The sequence below is a fragment of the Acinetobacter yuyunsongii genome (assembly GCF_041021915.1).
In the GTDB taxonomy this organism is placed as follows: Bacteria; Pseudomonadota; Gammaproteobacteria; order Pseudomonadales; family Moraxellaceae; genus Acinetobacter.
Genome location: NZ_CP157435.1, coordinates 274,063 through 289,196 on the forward strand (window position 1 = coordinate 274,063; position 15,134 = coordinate 289,196).

A 15,134-nucleotide genomic window follows, 5' to 3' on the forward strand; every position below is an offset into this window, starting at 1 on the left:
ACCGTTCCGATACGAAACGTACGAAACACTAAGAAAGAGCCGGCATAGCTCAGTTGGTAGAGCAACTGACTTGTAATCAGTAGGTCCACAGTTCGAATCCGTGTGCCGGCACCATCTTAAAGTGTGGTAGTATAGCGTAAAGAACAGCACTGTGTAAGTGTGATATGGTGAGATTCCCGAGCGGCCAAAGGGGGCAGACTGTAACTCTGCTACGAAAGTTTCGAAGGTTCGAATCCTTCTCTCACCACCATCTAACTTCGATTGAAGTGGTAAGTACCAACATGCGGGAGTAACTCAGTTGGTAGAGTGGCAGCCTTCCAAGCTGCATGTCGCGAGTTCGATCCTCGTCTCCCGCTCCATCGAAGATGTCGCTCTTATAGCTCAGTGGTAGAGCACTCCCTTGGTAAGGGAGAGGTCTCGAGTTCAAATCTCGATAAGAGCTCCAGATATACAGCTTAGTAGAATTTCTACAAAATTTTTAAAGAAGCAGGCTATTATAGTCTGCTTTTCAAGTATTGGGTGTCTAGTTTTTTAGGCGAATGTCGATAAAGAAAGTTTTTCAGGGTTGTTTTTCTCTAAACTGGTGTCGACGTAAACGAGGAAAATCAAATGGCTAAGGCTAAGTTTGAACGTAATAAACCACACGTAAACGTGGGTACAATTGGTCACGTTGACCATGGTAAAACAACTTTAACTGCTGCGATTGCAACTATCTGTGCAAAAACTTACGGCGGTGAAGCGAAAGATTACTCACAAATCGACTCAGCTCCTGAAGAAAAAGCACGTGGTATTACAATTAATACTTCACACGTAGAATACGATTCTCCAATCCGTCACTACGCTCACGTAGACTGCCCGGGCCACGCCGATTATGTTAAAAACATGATTACGGGTGCTGCTCAGATGGACGGCGCGATCCTTGTGTGTGCTGCGACTGATGGTCCAATGCCACAAACTCGTGAACACATCCTTCTTTCACGTCAGGTTGGTGTACCTTACATCATCGTATTCTTAAACAAGTGTGACCTTGTTGATGATGAAGAATTACTTGAATTAGTAGAAATGGAAGTTCGTGAACTTCTTTCTACTTATGACTTCCCAGGTGATGACACTCCAATCATCCGTGGTTCAGCGCTTCAAGCATTGAACGGCAATGATGGCGAATATGGTGAGAAATCAGTTCTTGCACTTGTTGAAGCGCTTGACTCTTACATCCCAGAACCAGAGCGCGCAATCGATAAAGCATTCTTAATGCCAATCGAAGATGTATTCTCTATCTCTGGTCGTGGTACGGTTGTAACTGGTCGTGTTGAATCTGGTATCGTTAAAGTTGGCGAATCAGTTGAAATCGTTGGTATCCGTGACACAGTTGTAACGACTGTAACTGGTGTAGAAATGTTCCGTAAACTTCTTGACGAAGGTCGTGCGGGCGAGAACTGTGGTGTTCTTCTACGTGGTACTAAGCGTGAAGACGTACAACGTGGTCAAGTACTTGCTAAACCAGGTACAATCAAGCCACACACTAAATTCGATGCGGAAGTATATGTACTTTCTAAAGAAGAAGGTGGTCGTCATACTCCATTCCTTAACGGTTACCGTCCACAGTTCTACTTCCGTACAACTGACGTAACTGGCGCAATCAAGTTACAAGAAGGCGTAGAAATGGTTATGCCTGGTGACAACGTTGAGATGTCAGTAGAGTTAATCCACCCGATCGCAATGGACCCAGGTCTACGTTTTGCGATCCGTGAAGGTGGTCGTACTGTAGGTGCTGGTGTTGTTGCTAAAGTAACTGCATAAGCCCAATATTATATTACATTCAAATCGAAAGCTTCGGCTTTCGATTTGCTTCATAGGCTAGTAGTTCAATTGGTAGAGCGTCGGTCTCCAAAACCGAATGTTGGGGGTTCGAGTCCCTCCTGGCCTGCCACTTTTTTTAAATAAAAAAGCTTAATTCTGGCTAAGTTGTCATATAATAATTCGCGAATTCTACGACGAGTAAAAAAATGTCGAATGATAAATCGCGTGACGCATTAAGCGACGCGCCAATCCCTCAAAGAAATAATGCTGCAGAAGTTATAAATGCAAATTCTCCACTTGATATTGTCTTGTGGTTAATTGCAATTGTTTTGTTAGTTGGTTCAGCATTGGTAAATCAACATTTACCAGCCTATTGGGCACCTGCAAATGATATTTGGGTGCGCGTTGGGGTAATTTTGGCTTGTGTCGTCGTCGCTTTAGGTTTATTATACGCCACCCATCAAGGCAAAGGCTTTGTGCGTTTGTTGCAAGATGCGCGAATTGAACTGCGTCGAGTGACTTGGCCAACAAAACAAGAGACGATCACGACATCGTGGCAGGTTCTTTTGGTTGTGGTTGTTGCATCATTGGTTTTATGGTGTTTCGATTACGGGTTAGGTTGGTTTATTAGGTTAATTATCGGGTAAGAGTGCGATGAAACGTTGGTATATTATTCATGCCTATTCTGGTTTTGAAAAACAAGTGATGCGTTCACTTAATGACCGAATCCAGCGCAGCACTGTTGCTGATAGTTTTGGTGAAGTCCTTGTTCCTACTGAAGAAGTAGTAGAAATGAAGGATGGTAAGAAGCGTAAGTCTGAGCGTAAATTCTTTCCTGGCTATGTATTAGTCGAAATGGAAATGAATGATGATACTTGGCACATCGTTAAAGAGTGTCCAAAGGTTCTAGGTTTTATTGGTGGTACACCAGAAAAACCAGCACCAATTTCTCAACGTGAAGCTGATGCAATTCTTGCGCGTGTACGTAATATAGGTGAAGCACCTCGTCCTAAGACAATGTTTGAGCCTGGTGAAGAATTACTCGTGGTTGATGGTCCGTTCACTGACTTTAAAGGGGTCGTGGAGGAAGTACAATACGAAAAGTCACGTTTAACGTTGACGATCAATGTATTTAATCGACCAACGCAAGTTGAACTTGAGTTTCGACAAGTCGAAAAAACGATTTAATTTGAGTTGGTTGGTAAGCGCCCGATTTGATCGGGCATTGTTGTTCTAACACTTCGGTGTTGTTTAATTTTTTGGGGAGCCTGACGGCGTTTGTACCCAGAGGTAATTTTCAATGGCTAAGAAGATTGACGGCTATATCAAGCTGCAAGTTCCAGCTGGTAAAGCAAATCCATCTCCACCAATTGGTCCTGCTTTAGGTCAACGTGGTGTAAACATCATGGCATTCTGTAAAGAATTCAATGCTGCTACACAAAAACTTGAAGTTGGCTTGCCAATTCCTGTCGTGATCACTGTGTACAACGATAAGTCGTTCACATTCATCATGAAAACTCCACCTGCATCTATTCTTCTTAAGAAAGCTGCTGGTATTCAAAAGGGTTCTTCTGTACCTAACAAAACTAAAGTTGGTAAGTTGACTCGTGCTCAATTAGAAGAAATTGCGACGACTAAAGAACCAGATTTAACTGGTGCTGATTTAGACGCTCGTGTGCGTACCATTGCTGGTTCTGCACGTTCTATGGGCTTGGAAGTGGAGCTATAAGACATGGCAAAGTTAACTAAACGTCAAAAAGCCATCGCTGCTGCTGTAGAAGCAAACAAAGTTTATACTTTGGAAGAAGCAGTACAAGTTCTTAACAGCCTTCCAGCTGCGAAGTTCAAAGAATCATTAGACATCTCTGTAAACCTTGGTGTTGATCCACGTAAATCTGATCAGGTTGTTCGTGGTGCGACGACTTTACCTGCAGGTACAGGTAAAACTGTACGTGTAGCAGTATTTGCTCAAGGTGCTGCTGCTGAAGCTGCAAAAGAAGCAGGTGCAGATGTTGTTGGATTTGATGACCTTGCTGAAAGCATTCAAGGTGGAAATCTTGATTTCGACGTGGTTATTGCTGCTCCTGATGCAATGCGCGTTGTTGGTAAGTTAGGTACAATTCTTGGTCCACGTGGCTTAATGCCAAACCCTAAAGTGGGTACAGTAACGCCTGACGTTGCGAACGCGGTTAAGAATGCCAAATCTGGTCAGGCACGTTACCGTGTAGACAAGGGTGGTATCATCCATGCTGCAATCGGTCAACTTGGCTTTAGCGAAGAGGCTGTACGTCAAAACGTTGAAACTTTAATTGCAGATTTAAAACGTTTAAAACCTGCAACTTCTAAAGGTGTATACGTTAAGAAGATCACTTTGAGCTCAACTATGGGTCCTGGTTTGATCGTTGATGTAAACAACGTTTCTAAGTAATTAGAAAGAATTTTAAAGCCTTAGATTTTTTCATTGGAAAAATCTAAGCAAACTTTGAATTGATAAATGAAGATTTATCAGCGTCAAAGACCTCAGGCGAGAAGTGTTTTCGGACACTTTTCTTAAAAATCCAGTCTGAGTAGACGCGGTGGTGTGATTTGTTGCTCCTCCGCGTGTAAGTCGAAAGACTTACGAATTGGGAGTGTACCTGTGTAGGTACATAAATCACCGTTAGGAGGTTTTACAATGGCTCTTCTTATCGAAGACAAAAAACAGATCGTTGCTGAAGTAACTGAAGTTGCTTCTACAGCGTTCGCTGCCGTTGTTGCTGACTACCAAGGTTTAACGGTTGAGCAATTAACTGCTCTTCGTGTTGAAGCTCGTAAACTAGGTGTTGCTACACGTGTTGTACGTAATACTTTAGCCAAACGTGCTCTTCAAGATACACAATTCTCTATCTTGAATGACAATCTTGTTGGTCCAACAATCTTAGCATTCTCAACTTCTGAAGACGATATGGGTGCAGCTGCACGCTTGTTCGAAGAATTTGCTAAAACTAACAAAGCATTTGAATTAAAAGCTGCTGCATTTGACGGCAAACTTTATCAAGGTGAAGAAGTTAGTATTATTGCAAACCTTCCGAACCACGAAAAAGCGCTTACTATGCTTGCCTCTGTTCTTCAAGCTCCTATTTCGAAATTGGGTCGTTTACTTACAGCGCTCCAAGAGAAAAACGAGTCAGAAGCTGCTTAAGCTTAAATCTACTTTCACACCATTCAATATCCATTTGGAGTTATTCTCATGGCTTTAACAAACGAACAAATCTTAGACGCAGTTGCTGAATTAAAAGTTATTGAACTTGTTGACTTAATCAAAGCATTTGAAGAGCGTTTTAACGTATCTGCTGCTGCTGTAGCTGTAGCTGCTGGTCCAGCTGCTGCTGCTGTTGAAGAACAAACTGAATTCAACGTTGAGTTGACTTCTTTCGGTGCTAACAAAGTTGCTGTAATTAAAGCAGTTCGTGAAGCTACTGGCCTTGGTCTTAAAGAAGCTAAAGATCTTGTTGAAGGCGCTCCTGCAGTTCTTAAAGAAGGCGTTTCTAAAGAAGAAGGCGAAGAACTTAAGAAGAAGCTTGAAGAAGCTGGTGCTACAGTTACACTTAAGTAATGCTGTAGGGAGTCGATTTTTTCAAAATCGGCTCCAAAAAATGGCTGATGGCTCTTGGGTCATCAGCCTTTTTGCGTTACAATAATCGGCTCGTTTTTTGATAGTTTTACGTTTATTGTGCGTATTATTTAAACAAAATTCATGAAATCAAACGCTTACCAATATTTTTTTGCTTATAAAAATATTGTTAAGCGTTTTAATACCACTAAAAATTGCAGCATTTGTAAACAGTGGTGGCCATATCGGCCTGCGTAATTCCTTCTAGACCCGTTCTGCAGGCGGGTTTAGTTTACTTTCCGAGGACTCCAGATGGCATACTCATATACCGAAAAGAAACGGATCCGTAAGAATTTTGGTAAATTGCCCCACGTAATGGAAGCACCGTACTTACTGTCGATTCAGGTCGATTCGTACCGTACATTCTTACAAGGCGGTAAAACTCCAAAAAATCGCGAAGATATCGGTCTCCAAGCCGCATTTCGTTCAGTTTTTCCTATTGAAAGTTATTCTGGCAATGCTGCTTTAGAATTTGTTGAGTATAGTCTTGGTAAGCCTGAGTTTGACGTGCGTGAATGTATTTTACGTGGTTCAACTTATGCAGCACCAATGCGCGTAAAAATTCGTTTGATCATTAAAGATCGTGAAACGAAATCAATTAAAGACGTTCGTGAACAAGAAGTTTACATGGGTGAAATGCCACTCATGACCGATAACGGTACTTTCGTTATCAATGGTACTGAGCGTGTCATCGTATCTCAATTACACCGTTCACCAGGTGTATTCTTTGATCATGATAAGGGTAAAACTCACTCAAGTGGTAAAGTGTTGTATTCAGCACGTATTATCCCTTACCGTGGTTCATGGTTAGATTTTGAATTTGATGCTAAAGATTTAGTATTCGTACGTATTGACCGTCGTCGTAAGCTGCTTGCAACGGTGATTCTGCGTGCCTTGAATTATAGCAATGAACAAATCTTGAATTTGTTCTATGAAAAAGTACCTGTATATCTTGATATGGGTAGCTATCAGATTGATCTTGTTCCAGATCGCTTACGTGGTGAAATGGCACAATTTGATATCTTAGACAATGATGGTAAAGCGATCGTTGAACAAGGTAAACGTATTAATGCACGTCACGTACGTCAAATGGAAGCTGCGAACTTAGCTAAGCTTTCTGTACCTGATGAATATTTATATGAGCGTATTACAGCTGAAGATATCACACTGAAAAGTGGTGATGTGATTCCTGCGAATACCGTACTTAGCCATGACATCATGGTGAAGATCGCTGAAGGTGGTGTTAAACAGTTTAACATCCTGTTCACGAACGACATCGATCGTGGTCCTTTCGTTGCAGATACATTGCGTGCGGATACAACAACAGGTCGTGAAGAAGCACTTGTTGAAATCTATAAAGTCATGCGTCCAGGCGAACCACCAACGAAAGAAGCTGCTGAGAACTTATTCAACAACTTATTCTTCTCTTCTGAGCGTTATGACCTTTCTCCAGTGGGTCGTATGAAGTTCAACCGTCGTTTGGGTCGTCCTTACGAAGTGGGTACTGACCAGAAGTCACGTGAAGTTGAAGGGATTCTGTCACACGACGATATTATTGATGTATTACGTACATTAGTAGAAATTCGTAACGGTAAAGGCGAAGTCGACGATATCGATCACTTAGGTAACCGTCGTGTACGTTCTGTTGGTGAAATGACAGAAAACCAATTCCGTGTTGGTTTAGTTCGTGTTGAACGTGCTGTTAAAGAGCGTTTAAGCCAAGCAGAAACAGATAACTTGTCTCCACAAGATTTGATCAACGCAAAACCTGTTGCTGCTGCAATCAAAGAATTCTTTGGTTCAAGCCAATTGTCTCAGTTCATGGACCAAAACAATCCATTGTCTGAGATTACACACAAACGTCGTGTATCTGCGCTTGGCCCTGGTGGTTTGACACGTGAACGTGCGGGCTTCGAAGTACGTGACGTACATCAAACTCACTACGGTCGTGTTTGTCCAATTGAAACGCCTGAAGGTCCAAACATTGGTTTGATCAACTCGCTTTCTGTCTATGCAAAAGCGAATGACTTCGGTTTCTTGGAAACACCATACCGTAAAGTTGTAGATGGTCGTGTAACTGATGAAGTTGAATATTTATCTGCAATTGAAGAAGTAGGGACTGTCATTGCACAGGCTGACTCCGCTGTTGATAAAGATGGCAACCTGACTGAAGAAATGGTTTCTGTCCGTCATCAAGGTGAATTCGTACGTATGTCGCCTGAGCGCGTCACACATATGGACGTTTCTGCACAGCAGGTTGTTTCAGTTGCGGCATCATTGATTCCATTCCTTGAACACGATGACGCGAACCGTGCCTTGATGGGTTCGAACATGCAACGTCAAGCTGTTCCTACATTGCGTGCTGACAAGCCGCTTGTTGGTACAGGTATGGAAGCAAACGTAGCACGTGATTCAGGTGTGTGTGTGATCGCAAACCGCGGTGGTGCGATTGAATATGTTGATGCGTCTCGTATCGTGATTCGTGTCAACGAAGATGAAATGATCGCGGGTGAAGCAGGTGTAGATATCTATAACCTGATCAAATACACACGTTCAAACCAAAATACATGTATCAACCAAAACGTTATCGTAAACTTGGGTGACAAAGTTGCTCGTGGTGATATCTTGGCTGACGGTCCATCGACTGACATGGGTGAACTTGCGCTGGGTCAAAACATGCGCGTCGCGTTCATGACATGGAACGGTTATAACTACGAAGACTCGATCTTACTTTCTGAGCGTGTGCTTCAAGAAGACCGTTTAACGTCAATTCACATTCAAGAATTGTCATGTGTCGCACGTGATACTAAGCTAGGTGCAGAAGAAATTACTGCCGATATTCCTAACGTTGGTGAAGCTGCACTGTCTAAATTGGATGAGTCAGGTATTGTTTATATCGGTGCTGAAGTGACTGCAGGTGACATCCTTGTTGGTAAGGTAACACCTAAAGGTGAAACTCAGTTAACACCTGAAGAAAAATTACTTCGCGCAATCTTTGGTGAAAAAGCGGCTGACGTAAAAGACTCGTCTTTACGTGTTCCGTCTGGTACCAAAGGTACAGTGATTGACGTTCAAGTCTTCACACGTGATGGTTTAGAAAAAGATGAACGTGCTCAAGCAATTGAGAAAGCTCAGCTTGACGCATACCGTAAAGACTTGAAAGAAGAATACAAAATCTTCGAAGAAGCAGCACGTGAACGTATTGTTCGTTTGTTGAAAGGTCAAGAATCTAACGGTGGTGGTTCAACTAAACGCGGTGATAAACTTTCTGAAGACGTATTGTCTGGTTTAGAGCTTGTTGATTTACTTGAAATCCAGCCAAATGATGAAGCAATTGCTGAGCGTTTAACTCAAATTCAAGTGTTCTTGAAAGAGAAGAGTTACGAGATTGACGAGAAGTTTGCTGAGAAGAAGCGTAAACTGTCTACAGGTGATGAATTAACAACTGGCGTATTGAAAGTTGTTAAGGTTTACCTTGCAGTTAAACGTCGTATCCAGCCTGGTGATAAGATGGCGGGTCGTCACGGTAACAAGGGTGTTGTATCAAACATCTTACCAGTTGAAGACATGCCACATGATGCGAATGGTGTACCAGTCGACATCGTATTGAACCCATTAGGTGTACCGTCACGTATGAACGTGGGTCAGATTCTTGAGACTCACTTGGGTATGGCGGCGAAAGGTCTTGGCGATAAGATCGAAAAAATGTTGAAAGAACAACGTACAGTGATTGAACTGCGTGAATTCTTAGACAAGATTTATAACAAGGTTGGTGGTGAGCAAGAAGAGCTTGATAGCTTGACTGACGCAGAAATCTTGGCGCTTTCAGGTAACTTGCGTGCTGGTGTTCCATTAGCAACTCCAGTATTTGATGGTGCTGAAGAAAGTCAGATCAAAGACTTACTTGAATTGGCAGACATTTCTCGTACAGGTCAAACAGTATTGTTTGATGGTCGTACAGGTGAACAGTTTGACCGTCCTGTAACTGTAGGTTACATGTACATGCTCAAATTGAACCACTTGGTTGATGACAAGATGCATGCGCGTTCAACAGGTTCTTACTCACTTGTGACTCAACAGCCGCTTGGTGGTAAAGCACAATTCGGTGGTCAGCGTTTCGGTGAGATGGAAGTATGGGCACTTGAAGCATACGGTGCTGCATATACGCTCCAAGAAATGCTTACAGTGAAGTCGGATGACGTCGAAGGTCGTACACGCATCTATAAGAATATTGTAGATGGAAACCATTATATGGATCCGGGTATGCCTGAATCGTTCAACGTATTGACCAAAGAGATCCGTTCTTTAGGTATCAACATTGAACTGAAAAATGGTGACTAAATCCCCCTCGAGCCCCCTTTATTAAAGGGGGAAGTTCTCCTCTTTGTTAAAGAGGGGTTAGGGGAGATTCCAAATTTCAGTAAAAACAATATTTGTGACCCAGTCGGAAGAGCGTAGCTCCCCGACACACGGAGAAAAAAATTGAAAGACTTGCTCGATATCATGCGTAAGAAAACGGATTCAGAAGGTCATGCACCTGTTGAATTTGACCGTATCCGTATTGGTCTTGCGTCACCAGAGATGATTAAGTCATGGTCTCACGGTGAAGTTAAAAAGCCTGAAACCATTAACTACCGTACTTTTAAACCTGAACGTGACGGTTTGTTCTGTGCCAAAATCTTTGGTCCAGTAAAAGATTATGAATGCTTGTGTGGTAAATACAAGCGTATGAAATACAAAGGCGTCATTTGTGAAAAATGTGGCGTTGAAGTAACAACTGCAAAAGTTCGTCGTGAGCGTATGGGTCACATTGACCTTGCTTCTCCAGTTGCACACATCTGGTTCTTGAAATCATTACCGAGCCGTATCGGTTTACTGCTTGATATGACATTACGTGATATCGAACGTGTATTGTATTTCGAATCTTATGTTGTTACTGATCCTGGTATGACTCCGTTTGAAAAGTATCAACTTTTAACAGACGAAGAATACTACAATGCACTTGAAGAACACGGTGATGAATTCACTGCGAAAATGGGTGCAGAAGCAGTTCAGGATTTATTAAAAGATATCGATCTTGAAGCTGAGATTGCGCGTTTACGTGAAGAAATTCCACAAACAACGTCTGAGACGAAACTTAAAAAAGCGTCTAAGCGTTTGAAATTGATGGAAGCATTCAAAGATTCAAACAATAAGCCTGAATGGATGGTGATGAATGTACTTCCAGTACTTCCACCAGACTTACGTCCGCTTGTACCACTTGAAGGTGGTCGTTTCGCGACTTCAGACTTGAACGATTTATATCGTCGTGTGATCAACCGTAACAACCGTTTGAAGCGTCTTCTTGACCTTGCTGCGCCAGACATCATCGTACGTAACGAAAAACGTATGTTACAAGAGTCTGTTGATGCGTTGCTTGATAACGGTCGTCGTGGTCGTGCAATTACAGGTTCGAACAAACGTCCATTGAAATCTTTGGCAGATATGATCAAAGGTAAACAAGGTCGTTTCCGTCAAAACTTACTTGGTAAGCGTGTTGACTATTCTGGTCGTTCGGTCATTACCGTAGGTCCTACTTTACGTCTTCACCAATGCGGTCTTCCGAAGAAGATGGCACTTGAATTATTTAAGCCATTTATTTTCGCGAAACTACAAGCATCTGGCCAAGCAACAACCATTAAAGCTGCGAAGAAAATGGTTGAGCGCGAAACGCCAGAAGTTTGGGACGTTCTAGCTTCTGTAATTCGTCAACATCCAGTCATGTTGAACCGTGCGCCAACACTTCACCGTCTAGGTCTTCAAGCATTTGAACCTATTCTGATCGAAGGTAAGGCAATCCGTCTTCACCCACTCGTATGTGCTGCGTTTAACGCCGACTTCGATGGTGACCAAATGGCGGTACACGTTCCATTGACATTGGAAGCACAGTTAGAAGCACGTGCGTTGATGATGTCGACCAACAACATCTTGTCACCTGCAAATGGTGAGCCGATCATCGTTCCTTCTCAGGACGTTGTCTTGGGTCTTTACTACATCACACGTGATGCGGTAAATGCCAAAGGTGAAGGCATGGTGTTTGCCGATACTCACGAAGTTAACCGTGCATTAGCAACGGGTAAAGTTGCGATCCATGCACGTGTAAAAGTACGTGTACATCAAACTGTAATTGATGAAAACGGTCAGCGTGAACAGCAAACCATTATTGTTGATACCACACCAGGTCGTTGCTTATTGTGGGAAGTTGTTCCACAAGGTTTAAGCTTCGATATGATCAACCTTGAGATGACTAAGAAAAACATCTCTAAGTTAATCAACTCTTGCTACCGCAAACTTGGTTTGAAAGATACTGTTATCTTCGCTGACCAATTGATGTATTTGGGCTTCCGTCAAGCGACGCGTTCAGGTGTATCTGTTGGTATGGAAGACATGTTGATTCCACCAACCAAGCATACGATTATCGATAAAGCTGAAACCGAAGTTCGTGAAATCGAACAACAGTTTGAGCAAGGTTTCGTAACTGCAGGTGAGCGTTATAACAAAGTTGTCGATATTTGGGCGCGTACTAACGACCAAGTTGCGAAAGCGATGATGGATAACTTGTCTTATACACTTGTTAAAAACAAACAAGGTGAAGACGAGAAACAGAAATCATTCAACTCGATTTATATGATGTCTGACTCGGGTGCCCGTGGTAGTGCGGCGCAGATCCGTCAGCTTGCTGGTATGCGTGGTTTGATGGCGAAGCCGGATGGCTCGATCATTGAGACCCCAATTAAAGCAAACTTCCGTGAAGGTTTGACGGTACTTCAGTACTTCATTTCAACACACGGTGCGCGTAAAGGTTTGGCCGATACTGCATTGAAAACTGCGAACTCGGGTTACTTGACACGTCGTCTTGTAGACGTAGCACAAGATTTGGTGATTACTGAATCTGACTGTGGTACAGCGGGTGGCCTAGTGATGACACCATTCATTCAAGGTGGTGACGTTATTGAACCATTACGCGATCGCGTATTAGGTCGTGTAACTGCTGAAGATGTACGTCGTGCATCTGATGATGAAGTTGTACTTCCACGTGGTACGTTAATTGACGAGAAAATTGCTGCTCAGCTTGAAGAAGCGGGTGTCGATGAAGTCAAAGTACGTTCAGTTATTGCATGTGAATCTACATTCGGTGTATGTGCGCGTTGTTATGGTCGTGACCTTGCACGTGGTCACTTGGTGAACCCAGGTGAATCAGTGGGTGTTATGGCTGCACAGTCAATTGGTGAGCCGGGTACACAGTTAACGATGCGTACCTTCCACGTGGGTGGTGCTGCGAGCCGGACGTCTGCTGCAAACAGTGTTCAAGTCCGTAACAAAGGTACTGTACGTTTCCACAACGTGAAAACTGTACAACATGCCAAAGGTCACTTGGTGTCAGTTTCACGTTCAGGTGAAATTGGTATTGCGGATGAATTAGGTCGTGAGCGTGAGCGTTATAAACTTCCTTACGGTGCAAGCATCTTGTTGAAAGATGGTGAAGCTGTAGAAGCGGGCGGTATCGTGGCGACTTGGGATCCACATACACATCCACTTGTTACCGAAGTTGCTGGTAAAGCGCGTTTCAGCCAGATCGCTGATGGCGTAACTGCAACATCGAAAACTGATAATGCAACGGGTATGACCACTGTTGAAATCTTGCCTGTAACAGCTCGTCCTGCTTCTGGTAAAGATTTACGTCCAGCAATTGTGTTGGATACAACAGATGGTGGCGAACAATTCTACTTCTTACCACAAAATACGATTGTAACCGTTCGTGATGGCGCAACGATTGGTGTGGGTGATGTACTTGGTCGTGTACCACAAGAAACTTCACGTACCCGTGATATTACCGGTGGTCTTCCACGCGTAGCTGACTTATTTGAAGCACGTAAACCGAAAGAACACGCGATTCTTGCAGAAGTATCAGGTGTGGTAAGCTTTGGTAAAGAGACTAAAGGTAAGAACCGTTTAGTGATTAGCCCTGATGATGGTTCTGAGATCTACGAAGAATTGATTCCAAAATGGCGTACCATTAACGTGTTCGAAGGTGAGCATGTGAACCGTGGCGAAACCATTTCTGATGGTCCACAAAACCCACATGACATCTTGCGTTTGAAAGGTGAAGTAGCATTAACTAACTACATCGTGAACGAAGTTCAAGACGTTTACCGTCTCCAAGGTGTAAAAATCAACGATAAGCACATCGAAGTTGTTGTACGTCAAATGTTGCGTAAAGTTGATATCACTGATGGCGGTGATACAAGTTTTATCAAAGGCGAGCAAGTGGATTACATCCGCGTTGTTCAAGAGAACCAAGCTGTCTTGGCTCAGAACAAGTTCCCAGCGAAGTTTGAACGTCAATTGATGGGTATTACTAAAGCGTCGCTTTCTACTGACTCATTCATTTCTGCTGCATCGTTCCAGGAAACAACTCGTGTGTTAACTGAAGCGGCTGTAACAGGTAAAGAAGATGATTTACGTGGTTTGAAAGAAAACGTTGTTGTGGGTCGCTTGATCCCAGCGGGTACAGGTCTTGCGTATCACTTAGAGCGTCGTCGTCAAGAGGCCGAAGCTGCTGAATTTGAACTTCATAATGATTTCAGTGAAGTTGACCAAGCATTTAGTCAAGCGTTGAACTCAGACCAGTTCTAAGTCTTAACGAATTAAAAAAGGCACCTTTGGGTGCCTTTTTTATGTTTGAAAATAGCAAAATGATTGTATTTAGAAAACTAAACTAAGTTTTCATAGATATAAATTAGTGTGATTGTATAAATTGATTCACTTGTTGGGTATATGCATTATCTTCTCCCAAAGATCTATTTATTTCACGATGTGAAAGTGGGAGTGATAATAATTGTGCGGATGTCCCAAGTTTTTGTGCTTGCTGAATAAATTGTTGAGCCTGTATACAGGGTTGATCAGGGCGAGTGGTTGAGCAAACAGCGAGAAATGCAGGTAAACTTTGATGTAGTTGTAAGATCGGAGATAGAGCTTTCCAGTTTTCAGGTTGTTGGCCAAAGGCTCGATCATAAAATCGAGCGTGCCGATTTTGCATTATTTTTTCGATATCGTAAGCAGCACTATCTAAGGCAATGGTTGCTCGCCAAGGTTGCGGTTGTGGAGTTAACCACGAGGGCCGTACTGTAACTAAGCTGACTAAATGTGCACCAGCAGAATGCCCTACCAAAATAAGCCGTTTTGAGTTTGCATGCCAATCATTTGCATGTTTTTGAATATAGAGTAAAGCATTTGATATATCTTGAGTCTGTTGCTGTACGGTTGCATTTGGAACTAATCGGTAATTAACGGAGATCAAAAGCCACCCACGTTTACCCCAATAATCGACTTTATTTTTTACTACTGCAGCATTATTTTTATCCCCTATACTCCAAGCACCACCATGTACCATAACGATGATTGGAGCTAGATTATTATCAGTGTGTGGTTTAGATGGGAAATAGATATCCATCATTTGTTGGGAATCATGACCATAAGCAATATTTTTAAGTGATTCTACTTTTGCTAATGTTTGGAACTTGAAAAAATTTGCCTGAGTTGCTGAATTCAAACTCATCAAGATCAACATGGATAGCATAAATCTTGTCATTTTTTCGCCCCTGTTAAATTATATTTTTACATTGAGCCACACATTTTGTTT

Annotated in this window: 10 protein-coding genes and 5 tRNA genes; 14 read left to right on the top strand and 1 reads right to left on the bottom strand. The window is 42.7% G+C overall.

Features of this window, described 5'->3' with window-relative positions:
• The first annotated feature begins 38 nt into the window (after window positions 1-38).
• The 14 genes from ABLB98_RS01315 (at window position 39) to rpoC (ending at window position 14,128) form a co-directional block, all read left to right on the top strand.
• Window positions 39-114, top strand: a tRNA-Thr gene (locus ABLB98_RS01315).
• 52 nt (window positions 115-166) lie between these two features.
• Window positions 167-250, top strand: a tRNA-Tyr gene (locus tag ABLB98_RS01320).
• 33 nt (window positions 251-283) lie between these two features.
• Window positions 284-359: transfer RNA gene (locus ABLB98_RS01325), tRNA-Gly, on the top strand.
• Window positions 360-370: 11 nt separating this feature from the next.
• A tRNA-Thr gene (locus ABLB98_RS01330) sits at window positions 371-445 on the top strand.
• Window positions 446-609: 164 nt separating this feature from the next.
• Complete coding sequence (tuf, locus tag ABLB98_RS01335) at window positions 610-1,800, top strand: elongation factor Tu (RefSeq protein WP_004659362.1); 1,191 nt, start codon at window positions 610-612, stop codon at window positions 1,798-1,800.
• Between the two features lie 54 nt (window positions 1,801-1,854).
• Window positions 1,855-1,930 (top strand) — tRNA-Trp (locus tag ABLB98_RS01340).
• 76 nt (window positions 1,931-2,006) lie between these two features.
• Window positions 2,007-2,447, top strand: a complete 441-nt coding sequence (gene secE / locus ABLB98_RS01345) for a preprotein translocase subunit SecE (RefSeq protein ID WP_005163063.1) — start codon at window positions 2,007-2,009, stop codon at window positions 2,445-2,447.
• Between the two features lie 7 nt (window positions 2,448-2,454).
• Window positions 2,455-2,988, top strand: a complete 534-nt coding sequence (nusG, locus tag ABLB98_RS01350; protein ID WP_348883593.1) for a transcription termination/antitermination protein NusG — start codon at window positions 2,455-2,457, stop codon at window positions 2,986-2,988.
• A 112-nt stretch (window positions 2,989-3,100) separates the two neighbouring features.
• Entirely contained in the window at window positions 3,101-3,529 is a 429-nt protein-coding gene (gene rplK, locus ABLB98_RS01355) for a 50S ribosomal protein L11 (protein WP_004637639.1), read from the top strand.
• A gap of 3 nt (window positions 3,530-3,532) precedes the next feature.
• On the top strand, window positions 3,533-4,228 hold the full coding sequence (gene rplA / locus ABLB98_RS01360; RefSeq protein WP_004659356.1) for a 50S ribosomal protein L1: 696 nt from the start codon (window positions 3,533-3,535) through the stop codon (window positions 4,226-4,228).
• 246 nt (window positions 4,229-4,474) lie between these two features.
• Window positions 4,475-4,981, top strand: a complete 507-nt coding sequence (gene rplJ / locus ABLB98_RS01365; RefSeq protein ID WP_004659354.1) for a 50S ribosomal protein L10 — start codon at window positions 4,475-4,477, stop codon at window positions 4,979-4,981.
• Window positions 4,982-5,029: 48 nt separating this feature from the next.
• Window positions 5,030-5,395 carry a 50S ribosomal protein L7/L12 gene (gene rplL, locus ABLB98_RS01370; protein WP_004659350.1) on the top strand — a complete coding sequence of 122 codons (366 nt, stop codon included), beginning with the start codon at window positions 5,030-5,032 and terminating at the stop codon, window positions 5,393-5,395.
• A 309-nt stretch (window positions 5,396-5,704) separates the two neighbouring features.
• Window positions 5,705-9,793 carry a DNA-directed RNA polymerase subunit beta gene (gene rpoB, locus ABLB98_RS01375; RefSeq protein ID WP_249571592.1) on the top strand — a complete coding sequence of 1,363 codons (4,089 nt, stop codon included), beginning with the start codon at window positions 5,705-5,707 and terminating at the stop codon, window positions 9,791-9,793.
• Between the two features lie 141 nt (window positions 9,794-9,934).
• Window positions 9,935-14,128 (top strand): DNA-directed RNA polymerase subunit beta', encoded by a 4,194-nt coding sequence (gene rpoC / locus ABLB98_RS01380; RefSeq protein WP_348883594.1) that lies wholly within the window; start codon window positions 9,935-9,937, stop codon window positions 14,126-14,128.
• 103 nt (window positions 14,129-14,231) lie between these two features.
• Here the strand turns inward: rpoC and ABLB98_RS01385 are convergent, their stop codons facing one another.
• Window positions 14,232-15,083 carry an alpha/beta hydrolase gene (locus tag ABLB98_RS01385; RefSeq protein ID WP_348883595.1) on the bottom strand — a complete coding sequence of 284 codons (852 nt, stop codon included), beginning with the start codon at window positions 15,081-15,083 and terminating at the stop codon, window positions 14,232-14,234.
• Window positions 15,084-15,134 lie beyond the last annotated feature (51 nt).

Excerpts from the sequence above, each read along its gene's own strand:
- nusG (WP_348883593.1), top strand. The coding sequence starts at position 2,455 with ATGAAACGTTGGTATATTATTCATGCCTATTCTGGTTTTGAAAAACAA.
- rplL (WP_004659350.1), top strand. The coding sequence starts at position 5,030 with ATGGCTTTAACAAACGAACAAATCTTAGACGCAGTTGCTGAATTAAAA.
- rpoB (WP_249571592.1), top strand. The coding sequence starts at position 5,705 with ATGGCATACTCATATACCGAAAAGAAACGGATCCGTAAGAATTTTGGT.
- tuf (WP_004659362.1), top strand. The coding sequence starts at position 610 with ATGGCTAAGGCTAAGTTTGAACGTAATAAACCACACGTAAACGTGGGT.
- rplK (WP_004637639.1), top strand. The coding sequence starts at position 3,101 with ATGGCTAAGAAGATTGACGGCTATATCAAGCTGCAAGTTCCAGCTGGT.
- rplJ (WP_004659354.1), top strand. The coding sequence starts at position 4,475 with ATGGCTCTTCTTATCGAAGACAAAAAACAGATCGTTGCTGAAGTAACT.
- rplA (WP_004659356.1), top strand. The coding sequence starts at position 3,533 with ATGGCAAAGTTAACTAAACGTCAAAAAGCCATCGCTGCTGCTGTAGAA.
- ABLB98_RS01385 (WP_348883595.1), bottom strand. The coding sequence starts at position 15,083 with ATGACAAGATTTATGCTATCCATGTTGATCTTGATGAGTTTGAATTCA.
- secE (WP_005163063.1), top strand. The coding sequence starts at position 2,007 with ATGTCGAATGATAAATCGCGTGACGCATTAAGCGACGCGCCAATCCCT.